Source organism: Paenibacillus sp. 1001270B_150601_E10 (assembly GCF_015558675.1).
Lineage (GTDB): Bacteria > Bacillota > Bacilli > Paenibacillales > Paenibacillaceae > Paenibacillus_B.
The window spans coordinates 50,436-64,857 of the sequence record NZ_JADMOL010000020.1; the positions used below are offsets into that span (position 1 = coordinate 50,436).

18 protein-coding genes are annotated in these 14,422 nt (G+C 45.9%); 16 read left to right on the forward strand and 2 right to left on the reverse strand.

Going from position 1 to position 14,422, the window contains the following annotated elements:
- Positions 1–21: 21 nt before the first annotated feature.
- The 13 genes from rpsM to I2H74_RS23725 all read left to right on the forward strand — a co-directional run bounded on the left by rpsM (position 22) and on the right by I2H74_RS23725 (position 10,352).
- Positions 22–390, forward strand: a complete 369-nt coding sequence (gene rpsM / locus I2H74_RS23665; protein WP_195576703.1) for a 30S ribosomal protein S13 — start codon at positions 22–24, stop codon at positions 388–390.
- Between the two features lie 16 nt (positions 391–406).
- On the forward strand, positions 407–802 hold the full coding sequence (rpsK, locus tag I2H74_RS23670; protein ID WP_085499038.1) for a 30S ribosomal protein S11: 396 nt from the start codon (positions 407–409) through the stop codon (positions 800–802).
- Positions 803–939: 137 nt separating this feature from the next.
- Positions 940–1,884, forward strand: coding sequence for a DNA-directed RNA polymerase subunit alpha (locus I2H74_RS23675; protein ID WP_195576704.1), 945 nt, complete (start codon positions 940–942; stop codon positions 1,882–1,884).
- A 36-nt stretch (positions 1,885–1,920) separates the two neighbouring features.
- The gene (gene rplQ, locus I2H74_RS23680) at positions 1,921–2,286 is read left to right on the forward strand and encodes a 50S ribosomal protein L17 (RefSeq protein ID WP_085499042.1); all 366 of its coding nucleotides are present in this window, start codon (positions 1,921–1,923) and stop codon (positions 2,284–2,286) included.
- Between the two features lie 128 nt (positions 2,287–2,414).
- Positions 2,415–3,191: a tRNA pseudouridine(38-40) synthase TruA gene (truA, locus tag I2H74_RS23685; protein ID WP_195576705.1), complete on the forward strand. Its 777-nt coding sequence runs from the start codon at positions 2,415–2,417 to the stop codon at positions 3,189–3,191.
- Between the two features lie 219 nt (positions 3,192–3,410).
- Positions 3,411–3,848, forward strand: coding sequence for a 50S ribosomal protein L13 (rplM, locus tag I2H74_RS23690; protein WP_195576706.1), 438 nt, complete (start codon positions 3,411–3,413; stop codon positions 3,846–3,848).
- A 20-nt stretch (positions 3,849–3,868) separates the two neighbouring features.
- Positions 3,869–4,261, forward strand: a complete 393-nt coding sequence (rpsI, locus tag I2H74_RS23695; protein WP_085499048.1) for a 30S ribosomal protein S9 — start codon at positions 3,869–3,871, stop codon at positions 4,259–4,261.
- Between the two features lie 189 nt (positions 4,262–4,450).
- Positions 4,451–4,867 carry a hypothetical protein gene (locus I2H74_RS23700; RefSeq protein ID WP_229506162.1) on the forward strand — a complete coding sequence of 139 codons (417 nt, stop codon included), beginning with the start codon at positions 4,451–4,453 and terminating at the stop codon, positions 4,865–4,867.
- A 142-nt stretch (positions 4,868–5,009) separates the two neighbouring features.
- On the forward strand, positions 5,010–6,173 hold the full coding sequence (locus I2H74_RS23705; protein WP_195576717.1) for a DUF2264 domain-containing protein: 1,164 nt from the start codon (positions 5,010–5,012) through the stop codon (positions 6,171–6,173).
- Positions 6,174–6,337: 164 nt separating this feature from the next.
- Positions 6,338–7,033, forward strand: a complete 696-nt coding sequence (locus I2H74_RS23710) for a phosphoadenylyl-sulfate reductase (protein ID WP_195576707.1) — start codon at positions 6,338–6,340, stop codon at positions 7,031–7,033.
- Positions 7,034–7,047: 14 nt separating this feature from the next.
- Entirely contained in the window at positions 7,048–8,220 is a 1,173-nt protein-coding gene (gene sat / locus I2H74_RS23715) for a sulfate adenylyltransferase (protein ID WP_195576708.1), read from the forward strand.
- A 186-nt stretch (positions 8,221–8,406) separates the two neighbouring features.
- Complete coding sequence (gene cwlD / locus I2H74_RS23720) at positions 8,407–9,168, forward strand: N-acetylmuramoyl-L-alanine amidase CwlD (protein WP_195576709.1); 762 nt, start codon at positions 8,407–8,409, stop codon at positions 9,166–9,168.
- Between the two features lie 68 nt (positions 9,169–9,236).
- The gene (locus I2H74_RS23725) at positions 9,237–10,352 is read left to right on the forward strand and encodes an Mrp/NBP35 family ATP-binding protein (protein ID WP_229506157.1); all 1,116 of its coding nucleotides are present in this window, start codon (positions 9,237–9,239) and stop codon (positions 10,350–10,352) included.
- 104 nt (positions 10,353–10,456) lie between these two features.
- On the opposite strand, the gene gerD is transcribed toward I2H74_RS23725, so the two are convergent.
- On the reverse strand, positions 10,457–11,149 hold the full coding sequence (gene gerD / locus I2H74_RS23730; RefSeq protein ID WP_195576710.1) for a spore germination lipoprotein GerD: 693 nt from the start codon (positions 11,147–11,149) through the stop codon (positions 10,457–10,459).
- A gap of 130 nt (positions 11,150–11,279) precedes the next feature.
- Here gerD and I2H74_RS23735 point away from each other — a divergent pair, with 130 nt between their 5' ends.
- Entirely contained in the window at positions 11,280–11,900 is a 621-nt protein-coding gene (locus I2H74_RS23735; protein WP_195576711.1) for a KinB-signaling pathway activation protein, read from the forward strand.
- A gap of 95 nt (positions 11,901–11,995) precedes the next feature.
- Here the strand turns inward: I2H74_RS23735 and pdaB are convergent, their stop codons facing one another.
- The gene (pdaB, locus tag I2H74_RS23740; protein ID WP_195576712.1) at positions 11,996–12,799 is read right to left on the reverse strand and encodes a polysaccharide deacetylase family sporulation protein PdaB; all 804 of its coding nucleotides are present in this window, start codon (positions 12,797–12,799) and stop codon (positions 11,996–11,998) included.
- 163 nt (positions 12,800–12,962) lie between these two features.
- Between pdaB and I2H74_RS23745 the strand changes: the two genes are divergently transcribed.
- Together I2H74_RS23745 and I2H74_RS23750 are read left to right on the forward strand one after the other, a co-directional pair.
- Complete coding sequence (locus I2H74_RS23745) at positions 12,963–13,574, forward strand: stage II sporulation protein M (protein WP_195576713.1); 612 nt, start codon at positions 12,963–12,965, stop codon at positions 13,572–13,574.
- Positions 13,575–13,795: 221 nt separating this feature from the next.
- A complete protein-coding gene (locus tag I2H74_RS23750) occupies positions 13,796–14,023 on the forward strand; it encodes a hypothetical protein (RefSeq protein WP_195576714.1) in 228 nt (75 codons plus the stop codon).
- Positions 14,024–14,422: the final 399 nt, after the last annotated feature.

Below are 14,422 nucleotides of genomic sequence, written 5' to 3' on the forward strand. Positions count from 1 at the left end.
TTAGAAGGGGGTGTAGCGTAAATGGCTCGTATAGCTGGTGTAGACTTGCCACGTGATAAACGCGTTGAGATCGCCTTAACATACATTTTTGGGATCGGTAAAACAACTTCTCAGAAAGTGATCGCGCAAGCGGGTGTTAACAAAGATACACGCGTTCGTGATTTGACTGAAGAGGAAGTAAACGCAATCCGTGAGGTAATCGACAAGAACATTAAGGTAGAGGGTGACCTCCGCCGTGATATTTCCCTGAACATCAAGCGTTTGGTAGAGATCGGATGCTATCGTGGTATCCGCCATCGCCGTGGCTTGCCTGTTCGTGGTCAACGTACTAAAACTAATGCTCGTACACGCAAAGGCCCTCGTCGTACGGTAGCGAATAAGAAGAAGTAAGGAGGGATAAGTAGCAATGGCTAAACCAAAAAAAGCAGTTCGTACTAAACGTCGTGACCGTAAAAATATTGAATCTGGCGTAGCACACATCCGTTCTACGTTCAACAACACGATCGTAACGATCACAGATCCGCATGGTAATGCAATTTCTTGGGCGAGCTCCGGCGGTTCCGGATTCAAAGGTTCGCGTAAGTCTACTCCATTCGCAGCTCAGCTCGCTGCTGAAACAGCTGCTAAAGCTGCAATGGAACATGGTATGAAAACAGTTGAAGTTATGGTTAAAGGTCCAGGCGCAGGCCGTGAAGCTGCCATCCGTTCCTTGCAAGCTGCAGGATTGGAAGTTAGCATGATCAAAGACGTAACTCCAATTCCGCACAACGGCTGCCGTCCGCCAAAACGTCGCCGCGTATAATTCATACGCGGGGCGCTTATGTCGTATATAACTAACGCCTGTTGGTAATAATGGTTGTTTAGGCATTACTGCACGAATAAACCGACCGTAGGTGTATAGAAGGTAACGTGAGCGACGTTTTGAAGGAGGGTTATAGAGTGATTGAGATCGAAAAACCGAAAATCGAAACCGTAGAGGTCAATGAGGAAGGATCATATGGCAAGTTCGTGGTAGAACCGCTTGAGCGCGGCTATGGCACAACATTGGGGAACTCCCTTCGCCGTATTTTGCTGTCCTCCCTGCCAGGTGCAGCTGTTACATCTGTTCAGATTGATGGCGTACTGCATGAGTTCTCGACAATTCCTGGTGTCTATGAGGACGTTACAGAGATTATCTTGAACTTAAAAGCACTCTCGCTCAAAATCCACTCCGATGAAGAGAAAATTCTTGAGATCGATGCGGATGGCGAAGGTGTAGTAACAGCAGGTGACATTCGTGCGGATAGCGATGTGGAAATTTTGAACCCGGATCTCCGCATTGCAACTTTAGCTGAAGGTTCTAGACTACACATGCGCATTTATGCGAATCGTGGACGTGGCTTTGTTCTTGCTGACCGCAACAAGCGTGACGATCAACCTATTGGAGTCATTCCAGTAGATTCGATCTATACGCCTATCTCTCGTGTGAACTACAGTGTAGAGAATACGCGTGTTGGTCAAGTAACGAACTACGACAAGCTTACGCTTGAAGTCTGGAGCGATGGCAGCATTCGACCTGAGGAAGCGGTAAGCCTCGGCGCTAAGATTCTTACAGAGCACTTGATGCTATTCGTAGGACTTACTGACGAAGCGAAAGACGCTGAGATCATGGTTGAAAAAGAGGAAGATAAGAAAGAGAAAGTGCTCGAGATGACCATCGAAGAGCTCGATCTCTCTGTTCGTTCCTATAACTGTCTAAAGCGTGCGGGCATTAATACAGTTCAAGAGCTGATCACGAAGACGGAAGAAGACATGATGAAGGTTCGTAACTTGGGCCGCAAGTCTTTGGAAGAGGTACAAGAGAAGCTTGAAGAGCTGAACTTAGGTCTGCGTAAAGAAGATTAATACGGGACTAGGTACAGAGAAGGAGGGGAAACTATTATGGCATACCAAAAGTTAGGTCGTGATTCCAGCGCTCGTAAAGCGTTGTTCCGTGACTTGGTAACTGATTTGTTCTTGTATGAGCGTATCGAAACGACTGAAGCTAAAGCGAAAGAAGTTCGTTCTATCGCTGAAAAGCTGATCACTAAAGCTAAAAAAGGTGATCTTCATGCTCGTCGTCAAGTTGCTGCATTCGTTCGCCGCGAGACGGTTGATGGAGAAAAAGATGCAATCCAAAAGCTTTTCTCCGATATCGCACCTCGTTATGCTGAACGTGCAGGTGGCTATACTCGCATCATGAAACTGGGACCTCGCCGTGGCGACTCCGCGCCTATGGTTTACTTGGAACTGGTTGACCGCGCGTAATTGCATGCTTGATGCGCACGATATGAGGACTGCTTCAGCAGTGTGAAAGAAGGCTCCCTTAGAGGAGCTTTTCTTTTTGTCATGCTAGGAATCCTACTATCATGTAATCGGCAGTTTCGGAGGGTAGTATGAGAAATATTGGAATGACTGTTGCCTATGAGGGCACTGCTTATTGCGGCTTTCAGGCACAGCCTGAAGATCCAACTGTTCAAGGTTGTATTGAGGCGGTGATAAAGCAGCTTACTGGCGAAACGATATCGATCTTGGCATCTGGGCGTACGGATGCAGGCGTTCATGCTCAAGGACAAGTCTTCAACTTCCTAACGGAGTCGCAGATTCCCGTTGAACGATGGATGATTGCCATGAATTCCAGGCTGCCTAAGGATATCGTAATAACAGAGGTATGGGAGGCTCCACTAGACTTTCATTCTCGTTATTCGGCGAAACGCAAGACGTATCGTTACTCCATCTATTCGGAACGTGTTCCGGATCTATTTACGCGTAGAACGGAGCTCTTTCATCCACGGCCTCTTAAGATTGACGCGATGAAGGAAGCGATGTCGTATTTCGAAGGAGAGCATGACTTTACGTCTTTCGCTTCGCCGAAGTCGACCAAGACTTCCAATATTCGCACCATCTATCAATCCTGGCTGGAGCATGAGCCAAGCTGTACGGGGCATCCGGATCGAGGCAGGATACATCTTTATATCACCGGCAACGGCTTTCTTTACAATATGGTGCGTATTATCGCAGGAACCGTACTTCAAGTTGGTCAAGGCAAGCGTAGACCTGATCAAATTCCTGAGATTATTCAAGCTCGAGATCGTTATAAAGCAGGTCCTACGGCAGTACCATGTGGGCTTATGCTCTGGAAAGTAGAGTATGATGGTTTAGAGCGGTTGTAATACGGTATTATCGTAAAAAACAACTTGCATAAATGCCCGGATTCCTGTACAATAAATTTTGTGTTTCTTTACGGCTTCCCACGGCCCCCAGTAAAGAGACACAACAAGAGAAGTACCTTTTTTGGATATGTAATTACGTAACTGAATGACATATAAAGTGAACTTGAATTTGTAAAGCACCCTTAGGTCGCAGCAAATGATTAGAGGAGGATTATTCTCATGCGTACGACATATATGGCGAAACCAGCTGAAGTAGAACGCAAATGGTTCGTTATTGATGCTGAAGGAAAGACGCTTGGTCGTCTTGCTACTGAAGCAGCGGCTTTAATCCGCGGTAAGCATAAGCCAACATTCACACCACATGTGGATGGCGGTGACTTCGTAGTTATCATCAACGCAGACAAAATTGTATTGTCCGGTAAGAAACTCACTGATAAGAAATACTATCGTCACTCCTTGCATCCAGGTGGATTGAAAGTGACAACAGCTCAAGAAATGTTGGCTAACAAGCCTGAGCGTATGATCGAGCTTGCTGTTCATGGTATGTTGCCAAAGACTCGTATGGGTAACAAAATGAAGCTTCGTTTGAAAGCATATGCTGGCGCAGAGCACCCACATCAAGCACAACAACCTGAAGTTTACGAACTTCGCGGTTAATTAAAAGGGAGGACAGTTTCATGGCACAAGTACAATACTATGGGACAGGTCGTCGTAAGCATTCCGTAGCGCGTGTTCGCCTTGTACCAGGTGAAGGCCGCATCGTTATCAATAAACGTGACCTTAATGAATACTTCGGTTTGGAAACTTTGAAGTTGATCGTAAAACAACCTCTGAACCTTACAGAGACAGTTGGTAAATACGATGTGTTGGTTATCGCTCATGGTGGCGGTATCTCCGGTCAAGCAGGCGCAATTCGTCACGGTATCTCCCGTGCGTTGCTCAAAGCGGATCCTGAGCTTCGTCCAGCATTGAAAAAAGCTGGCTTCTTGACTCGTGACCCACGTATGAAAGAACGTAAGAAATACGGACTCAAAGCTGCACGTCGTGCGCCTCAGTTCTCGAAACGTTAATATCCTGTTTACAGGATTGCAAACCCCGAATCATATGGTTCGGGGTTTTTTATATGGCAAAATTCATATACTCTTTAGCAGTTCTTTAACAAAGTCGACATCCATTGGGTTACTTTGACAAGGGGACTGTGATACATTTTCCATTGTGTGATGAATCTTTTTCAATGGAGGATTGATATTTTGAAGAGTATGCTGAAGGCAATGGTTTCAAAGAAATCGATGATGTTTGTTTTGACGTTCCTATTGGTGTTCAGTGTCCCGCTATCGACTGCGCTTGCGGCTGACGGAGAAAATGTCATTTCTCCAATGGGGGCAGGAGAATGGGATTACTTGGGGTCATCGACATTTGTCACGACAAGCGCTCAAGCGAAATCTGCTGGGGGAGACTTCTTAATTTGCTTAGAATCAGGTCCTTCTGGATACTATAATTTGTATGAGTATGACCCCGATAATGCTGACGACCGCGTCGGATATGTATATTTATACCCGGGTGCTTGTGGAGCGTTTCGCAGCATTGGCGGCTTTGTAGATGGTGACAACAAACGAGCAGAGTTCTACGTATATAAGGCGTTTGGCGGAACAGCAACGATATCATTTTACGACTAAGGACTAGTATTCAAGCTGATGATGCACCTCTCTCCATAATGGAGGGAGGTTTTTTACTATGTTTGAAGAATGGACTATAGAATGAACTTTTCCATCAGATGGGAGCGTGTAGACTGTGGATCATACCAAGCTTGAACATCACATGACGGTGCATGCAGATAATAAAGCCAAGCAGGATCGAGCTTATTGGCTGGATTGTCTAGATCGTTTATCTCGACCAATTTTGGAAGCGCTAGCAGAAGATCGCTTGAAGGAGATTATGCCCGTTGAATCCTCTGGCAAGGATAGGGCCTTATACACCCACCTAGAGGCGCTAGGACGTCTATTATGCGGCATTTCACCGTGGCTGGAAGCTGAGGGTGGGGATGAGCGTGAGCAGGCGCTGAGAGCCGAATTGCGGCAGCTTACTACAAGAGCATTAGAACACGCGTTTAACCCTGAAGCCAAAGACTATATGAACCTTTCGCAAGGCTATCAACCGATTGTCGATACTGCATTTCTTTGCGAAGCTTTCTTGCGTGCGCCAAATGTACTCTGGCATCAGCAGAGTAAGGGTGTAAAGGCTAACTTGATCCAAGGTTGGAAGCAAACCCGCAGTAGAAAACCGCATTTTAACAATTGGCTGTTGTTTTCGGGAATGATAGAGGCTGCATTGTATGCCTTTCAGCAGGATGATTGGGATCCGATGAGGATTGATTATGGCATCAAGCAGCATGAACAATGGTATGTAGGCGATGGCGTTTATGGAGATGGTGTGAACTATCATGCCGATTATTACAACAGCTTTGTCATCCAACCCATGCTGATCGATATCTTGGATACAGTTGGGGAGGTATATCCGGATTGGTCGAATCGTTTTGAGAAAATGAAAATACGGGCACAGCGGCATGCAGAGCAGCTGGAGCGCATGATCTCGCCTGACGGAACGTTTCCACCGATCGGTAGATCCATTGCATACCGTACAGGTGCCTTTCATCTGCTGGCACAATTGGCATGGAAAAAAGAGCTGCCTAGTACGCTGCAGCCAGCTCAGGTTAGAGGTGCGCTCACAGCTGCGATGAAGCGTTGTTTTGACGCTCCACACACATTTGATGAACAAGGGTGGTTGACAATCGGCTTAAGCGGACATCAGCCAGGCTTAGGCGAAGAATACATCTCAACGGGCAGCCTTTACTTATGTTCAACAGTTCTGCTTCCTCTAGGCCTCCCTATAGATGATCCTTTCTGGACAGGTGAAGCCGAATGGACGTCAAAGCTCATCTGGTCAGGCAAAGATTATGCAGCTGATCATGCCCTGCATCATTAATCCCATTCGTTTACAAACCGGTGCTTAGGCACCGGTTTATTTTTTGCTGAATATACTTTGTATCAGAATGAAAAAAAGCAATTGACAATTAGAGGAAATTTTATTACACTAAATTCATTAAACATACCAAAATAGTAGGGATTAATAATGGAGGATAGGGCTTTATGAATTTATTAGAGAAAGAAGCGTTAATCCATGAGCGTGCCGTTCACTTTGAGACGGCGTCCCCGGAAGAAGTCATTGCCTGGGCTGTTGACACGTTCCCGAATCTCACATTTGCCTGCAGCTTTGGGGCAGAGGATGTTGTGATTGTTGATATGCTGCAGAAGATCAGTCCATCGACAGATATTTTTTATCTTGATACTGATTTTCATTTTGATGAGACCTATGAGACCCGTGACCGCATCGCTTCCCACTACAACTTTGAATTCAACCGCGTAAGTCCTCTAATTACCCCAGATGAACAAGCCGAACAATTTGGACCCGAACTGTGGAAGTCTAGCCCGAACACCTGCTGCAATATTCGTAAAGTAGAGCCGTTAACTCAAGTGTTGAGCAAGTATGATGCATGGATTACGGGGATTCGCCGCGATCAAGCCCCAACGAGAGCCAATGCGAAAAAGATTGAGTATGATACGAAGTTTGGACTTGTGAAGTTCAATCCTCTTGCAGCATGGACCTCAGAGGATGTATGGGCTTATATTAAAGCGAATCAAGTCATCTATAACCCGCTGCACGATAAGAGCTTCCCAAGCATCGGATGCAAGTATTGCACAAGACCTGTTCTAGATGGGGAAGATCCTCGTGCAGGACGCTGGTCTAACTCCGAGAAGATTGAATGCGGACTTCACCAAGGATGAGAGGAGTAAGAAGCATGACAGCGATCAAGCCACACGGTGGACAATTAATAAATCGACTTGTACAAGGAGAGGCAAAGAGCTCTCTGCTAACGCAATTAACGGATGCACCTGTTATTCCCATTAACCGGTGGACGATCTCTGATCTTGATCTCATAGGCGTAGGAGCGTTCTCGCCGCTGACGGGATTTATGAATCAAGAGGATTATGACAGTGTCGTCTCTTCAATGAGACTCAGCAATGGCGTCGTATGGTCGATTCCAATTACGCTTGCTGTTCGCCCTGAAGTTGCACAGAGCCTCCAAATTGGTGCGCTGGCTGCACTTGTTGGCGAGGAAGACCAAATCACGTACGGATCGATTAAAGTGGAATCGATATATGAGATCGATCCGCTGCATGAGGCCGTAAATGTGTTTAAAACCTCGGATACGGCTCACCCTGGTGTACAGAAGCTCCTAGAGCGCCCGACAACAGTTGTAGGCGGCAGTATCCAGCTTATTCAGCGTCCAAAGCCTGAACGCTTTGAGGAATACTATTATGACCCAGCAGAGACGAGAAGATTGTTTGCGGAGCGTGGATGGCAGACAGTTGTCGGCTTCCAGACGCGCAATCCTGTGCATCGTGCACATGAATATATCCAGAAGAGCGCCATGGAAATCGTCGATGCATTGTTCCTTAACCCGCTAGTCGGCGAAACCAAATCCGACGACGTACCGGCAGACGTGCGAATGAAAAGCTATTTGGCACTGCTTGAAGGCTACTATCCGAAGGATCGAGTGTTCCTAGGGGTATTCCCGGCCGCCATGCGCTATGCAGGGCCAAGAGAAGCGATATTCCATGCGATTGTTCGTAAAAACTATGGCTGTACCCACTTTATTGTGGGAAGAGACCATGCGGGGGTTGGCGACTACTACGGCACATACGAAGCACAGGAGATTTTCCGTCGCTTTGAGCCAGAGGAGTTGGATATTACGCCTCTATTCTTTGAGCATAGCTTCTTCTGTACCAAGTGCGGCAACATGGCTTCCAGCAAGACCTGCCCTCATTCCAAAGAAGATCATTTAACCTTATCCGGAACGAAAGTAAGAGCGTTGTTACGGGATGGCATCTGCCCGCCGCCAGAGTTTTCAAGACCAGAAGTCGCGGAAATTCTGATCGAAGGCATGCAAGAGCAGCCAGCTAGCGTGTAAGATTAATAGTGTTAACCATTAACAGAGCGAATGTATCCTTCCTTAAAGAAGGGGTGCATTCGCTTTTTTACATAGAGTGACTCATCTTGGTATAAAAGGGTCATCATCGTATAAGGACATGTGTATATTTGTCCTTCTCCCCCCATATAGATGAATGAGGGTATGGACAGGAGGTCGGTTCGTGCGATGCCAAAAAAGACGAGGAAAAACTTCATTCTATGGGTCTCGCTTAAAAGAGTAAGACAATGGGCGATCAGCCTAATATTAATTGCTGCTGTTCTAGTCATCATCATGGTGGATATTCCGACAGAGAAGACCTGGACCAATTGGACCTTGCCGCTTGCAGGAAAAGTCATTGCCTTAGATGCAGGGCACGGCGGTCCTGACGGAGGAGCCTCCAGCAAACAAGGCGTCATCGAGAAAGACATCAATCTTGCGATCACGCTTCATCTACGCGATTATTTGCAGCAGGCAGGAGCAGTCGTTGTCATGACGAGAGAAACAGATGTGGATCTGGCTAACGAGGGAACCAGGGGATATTCTAAGCGGAAAGCAGAAGACTTGAAGAAGCGGGTACAGCTCATTCAAGATAAAAAGGCAGAATTGCTCGTAAGCATCCACATGAACAGCATTCCGTCCAATAAGTGGAGCGGCGCCCAAACCTTCTATTCGGATAATCTGGAGCAGAATCAAAGCCTTGCTTATTTTATTCAAGAAGAAATTAAGCGCAATCTTGAAAATACAGATCGTGTAGCAAAGCCGGATGATCGTGATCTCTATATGCTAAAACATATGAATATTCCGTCAGCTCTGGTTGAAGTAGGCTTCTTATCCCATCCTGCAGAGTCTCGCATGCTTGCTGATGACGAATATCAAATCAAAGTGGCCGCCTCAATCTATAAAGGGATACTAAGATACGTATCAGGCGAGTCCATCTCCCATCATTAATATGCTATAATAAAGCCGATGGAGGAAAGAAATACCTATTATGCATAGATAGAGATGGGGTGTGCATCTTGATTACACGCGAGCAAATAGTTGAGGCACTTATAGACCTAGTCGAGCCAACCAGCTGCAGATCCTTCGCGGAGCTGCAGTGGATCCGAGACGTGATGATTAAGCCGGAGCAAGTATCCATGACCATCGTGTTATCTCCGGATGCAGCAGATGCATCTGTTCGAGAACAGGTAACGGAAGCTGCAAAGGCCAAACTTGCATCGATTGGAGTGGAACAAGCTCATATTCGCATCCGCCTGGCATCTGAGCAAGAATTAGAGCAGGCAGGACTGCGTGAGCCTAAGAGCTCGGTAACCCGTGATCCGCATGCTCCACAAGGGCATGGAGCCAATCTTGAAGAACTCAGTCCATTATTGAACCCAGAACGGAATGTCACGTTTATCGCTGTTGCCAGTGGTAAAGGCGGAGTAGGCAAGTCTACCGTTACGGTAAACCTGGCGGTTGCAATGTCACGCTTAGGGAAAAAAGTAGGGCTTATAGATGCCGATATTTACGGCTTTAGCGTTCCAGACATGATGGGAATAGAAGATCGCCCGATCGTTGAGAACGAGCGAGTGATTCCGATTGAGCGATTTGGCGTTCAAATTATGTCCATGGGCTTCTTTGTTGAAGATAACAGCCCAGTCGTATGGCGTGGTCCGATGCTTGGCAAGATGCTTCGCAATTTCTTTGCTGAAGTGGCTTGGGGAGACCTGGATGTTGTCTTGTTGGACTTGCCGCCAGGCACTGGAGATGTTGCCTTGGATATACATCAGATGATCCCACAAAGTAAGGAGATAATCGTAACAACACCACACGGCACAGCAGCATTTGTTGCGGCTAGAGCAGGGACGATGGCAATGTCCACAAACCATGAGATTATTGGCGTAGTCGAAAACATGGCATATATGCAGTGTGGAAAATGCGGCGAGAAGGAATATGTATTCGGGAGAGGCGGCGGAGGAAAGCTTGCTGAGGCACTGCATGTGCCGCTGCTTGCTCAGATTCCGCTAGGGGCAGCGGACAATCATCCGCAAGAGCCGGATTTCTCTCCGTCGGTCTATAAGGCAGATCACACGATCGGCCAAATGTATATCGAGCTTGCGCAATCATTAATTGATCGCGGACAAGTATAGTGAAGTTATTGCATCATCACCTTTAGTGTAAAAAAAGGGAGCCTATACAGGCTCCCTTTTATATTCGACGGGCCTTGTGGTAAAAAACGTAAGACCATACATTCTTATTGGCTGCCGCCACCGCCGCCGCCAGAATCTCCGCCACCGCCACCACCGCCGGAACCGCCTTCACCATCTTGACCGCCTCCACTTTGGCCTTGTTGGCCTTGCTGCTCAGAGCCTTGCTGTTTCGGTTCAAGCTCTTCCTTCACAACTTTAGACAGAAGCTCCATGACCTGCAGCTTAAATAGCGGAGTATTCATGGATTCCTTCATAATAGCCATAAGCTGCTTGCGATACTCAGGTGTTTTCATGATGTCCAAGTAAGACTTCATGAGGTCAGGAGACTTTAGAACATCTCCCACGGCTTGTTGATAAGCGGGATCCTTAATGAGTTCCTTATGAAGCTGTTTATTATCCTTATTGATGACCTTGGCGAATTCTGCTGCAAACTTTGGATCCTTCATGATCTTTTCAAATTCCTTTTGATAATCAGGAGAAACAAGGGTGTCCTTTACGGCCAGTCGAATTTGTTCTTGAGCCTGCTGGATATTGACAGACTGCATTTGCATGGAACCGCTTTGCGAGGACTGAATTGCTTTTTGAGCTTCTTCTGTCTTGAGAATATCGACGACCATCGACTTCATCTCTTTATAATCCATTTGACCGCTTGAGGCTTGCTGCTCCTGAGCACACCCAGATAGAAGCAGCAATATCGCAAGCCATGGAACGACTCCTCGAATGATGGCAGATCTCATCGGCTGATCTCCTTTCAATAAACCTTCTTCACGCGTAGTATGTCGTAACAATTTATGAATTATGTTGAACAGCAATAGTTTTTTGTTGAGTCTACTGGTAAAATAATGAATATTCTGGAGGTGGAGCACCGTGAATATTAAAAAATGGATGCATTTATTTTGGACATCCCTCTGTGTTGGCGGAGGGCTAATGCTGCTTACAGGCTTGTCCATGCAGCTATTCCAACAAGAGCTGTCGAACATGAGAGGAGCGGGGGATATCCTCATTAATGTCCTTCAGCTAATATTTAGCGGATTCATGATCAGTGTATATGCGCAGATGGGCTTTTTTGCATACCTGACCTTGAATTATATCGCTCTAGGCTTTTTTAAGAAAAGCTGGCTTTACATTCAAGTGATATTGACTGTATTCGTACTGCTTGATGTTATGTTCTTAAGAACCATGCTGGGGGGCAATGGTAAGCTTCAAACGGATATCATTTTAGGGATAGCACTGCTCGTGATCGCGTTTATCGTTTCAAGATTTAAGGTGCGCGCGACGAATAAGTCGGCATTTATTCCAACGATGTTCTTTATGATTGCAGGCACTGCGGTCGAAACCTTATCGGCACTTAATATTAGTAACTTGGCAACATGGTTTGTCTTTATTCCACTTGTTGCTTGTAATGCGCATCAAATTCTTATTCTTCATAAATTGGTTGGCCAAAATGGAAAAGCCAGCCCCGTGGAAGCCAGTCCAGCAGCTTCGTAATGCTTTAATACCCATAACGTCAAAAAGAGCTGATCCTCATAATCAGCTCTTTTTTGTCTTATATTGTGAAGGAAGGTTTCGATCAATTAATGGCTTTATAAACCATTTGCCATTTCAAGCTGCTCCATAAGCATCGCTTGATCTTGTATGGTCTTGTCCTTCATTTCCGTTTGCTGCAATAACTCAGAGACCGTTACGAATTCATACCCTTGTGCGCGAAGCTGATCGATGATGACAGGAAGGGCGAGGTGAGTCTGCTTGCAGGAGTCACTGGCATGCAGGAGTACGATGTCGCCTGGATGTGCCTTTTTCATCACGCGATTGACAATGGCATCGACGCCTGGGTTTTTCCAGTCAAGTGAATCTGTATCCCATTGAATAACCTTGTAGTTAAGCTGTTCTGCAATCGTAAGGACTCTCTTGTCAAAATCACCGTTTGGCATACGGATTAAATTAGGCTCCTTACCGGTCAGATCAGAAAGGATCTGATGCGCGGTTGAGATTTGCTTGCGAATTTCATCGTCGCTTAAGCTGCTGTAGTTTACATGCTTGTGCCCGTGGCTGCCGATCTCATAACCAGCATCCATGATTTTTTTGACAAGATCAGGATGGGTCTTGCTCCATGGAGATGACAGGAAAAAGGTGCTTTTCTTTACTCCCTTTTGCTCGAGAACGTCAAGAATCGGCTGTGTTCTGGTTTCACCCCAACTGATGTCAAAGGTTAGAGCAATAAGTTTCTTCTCGGTTGGAACACTGTAAATAGCTGATGGGCTTCCTTCTGAGAATACAGTGATGTTGTCACTCTCCACATAGACGACACCCGCGGCAAATATGGCGGCGACGACAAGGAAGAAGACGCGTTTAATTTTCTTGCCACTGAACACATAAAAAGAACTCATGCCATGTGCGCTCCTCTCGTACGTAGCGATTAGCGGCAGGCCATCTATGGCTTGTCACGCTTGTTTAATACACTGTATGCTTGAAGGATGGAATTATGACAAACAACATGGACTTGCTTAATGAAGCGGGATAAGAAGGTCTGAGAGTAGAAAGGGGACGAATATGTTAAGCTTTAAAGCCTTTATCCGATCTCTAATGGAGATCAAATGGTATATTGTCGCATCTGCGCTTCTTATGGTCGTGGGCTATATCATAGGGAATCGATCAACTGCACTAGAGGAATTTCTAATGGGGCAGCTAGAGGCACTTAAACAATTGCAGCAGCAGATGGCTCAATCACCTAATCAAGAGCTGTCTTTTTTTATCACCATCTTCTATAACAATGCAATCAAGTCTGTATTAATTATGTTTGCAGGCATTATAGGCGGTATAATACCCGCAGCATTTTTGGTGATTAACGGAATGGTGCTTGGGCTATTGCTCCGAATCATGAGCGCTGCCGGTGTCGATATAACGACCGTTGTGGTGAAGGGGCTGCTGCCGCATGGCATCCTAGAGATTCCGGCTATTATTATCGCAGCGGCCTTTGGCTTGCGCTTTGGTATTCTGATATTCCAGCGCATGTCGGCGCAATATCGTTCTAATCCTTTAAACTTAACAATTGGCCTTTGGTCGAAGAAGACAGCAGCTGCTGCCGTATGGATAACCTTCATATTGCTGATTGCAGCGATTATTGAGAGCACGATAACGTTCTGGCTGATGTCTGCTGCTTAAAGTGGAGCGGGATTTGATGTAGAATACGGCAGCTAACAGTCGATAAGTATGGAAGGGTCAGGATAAAATTCTCAAAAAATGAGCATAACAGTAAAGCGGCATTCATGAGATGCATGCGCGAACGCCATAGCGTGATGTGCAATGTATAGGGTGATGTCGCTTTTCCTCTCTTATGGGGGGGTGACACTATAGATGGATTGTTTTGAGGAGGCTGCAATGTCGTGCTAGGTTTTCTGTTTAATGAGAAAGAGTGTAAAGAGCTAGGTTATATGCTACGCAAGGAGCTTGACGAAATGCTGCTGGATTTGTCCGATCAACGCTTAGACCGTGATGTGAGAAGAGCCATCGCGACACGATATCGCACTGTGTTCCGGATGTACGCACGTATTGCAAGCCCTAAAGACTTGTCACGGTATGCCCGCAATCACCGCTTTATTCAGAACAATTAACCCTTAGAACAGGTTAGTGCAAAAAAATAAGAAAAAGGGTTGACGTAAATTGTAGTTTTATGATAAATTAATTTTCGTTCCTTTCTTGAGGGAAAAACGAAAGTAAAACTTCTTTCGAATAAACATTGAAAAAAAGATGTTGACTTCTCGAAAAGAACATGATATATTATAAAAGTCGCCGCTGATGAGGCGGTGAGCAAAAGAAAGTAACTAACTTTGTTCTTTGAAAACTGAACAACGAGTGAAACATTATTGAGAATTACATTCTCGTCAGCAATACAAATGAGCAAGTCAAACACTTAATGTGAACTTTGTTCGATTCTTGAATCGGCAAACAAAATTCGCTTTTATGGAGAGTTTGATCCTGGCTCAGGACGAACGCTGGCGGCGTGCCTAATA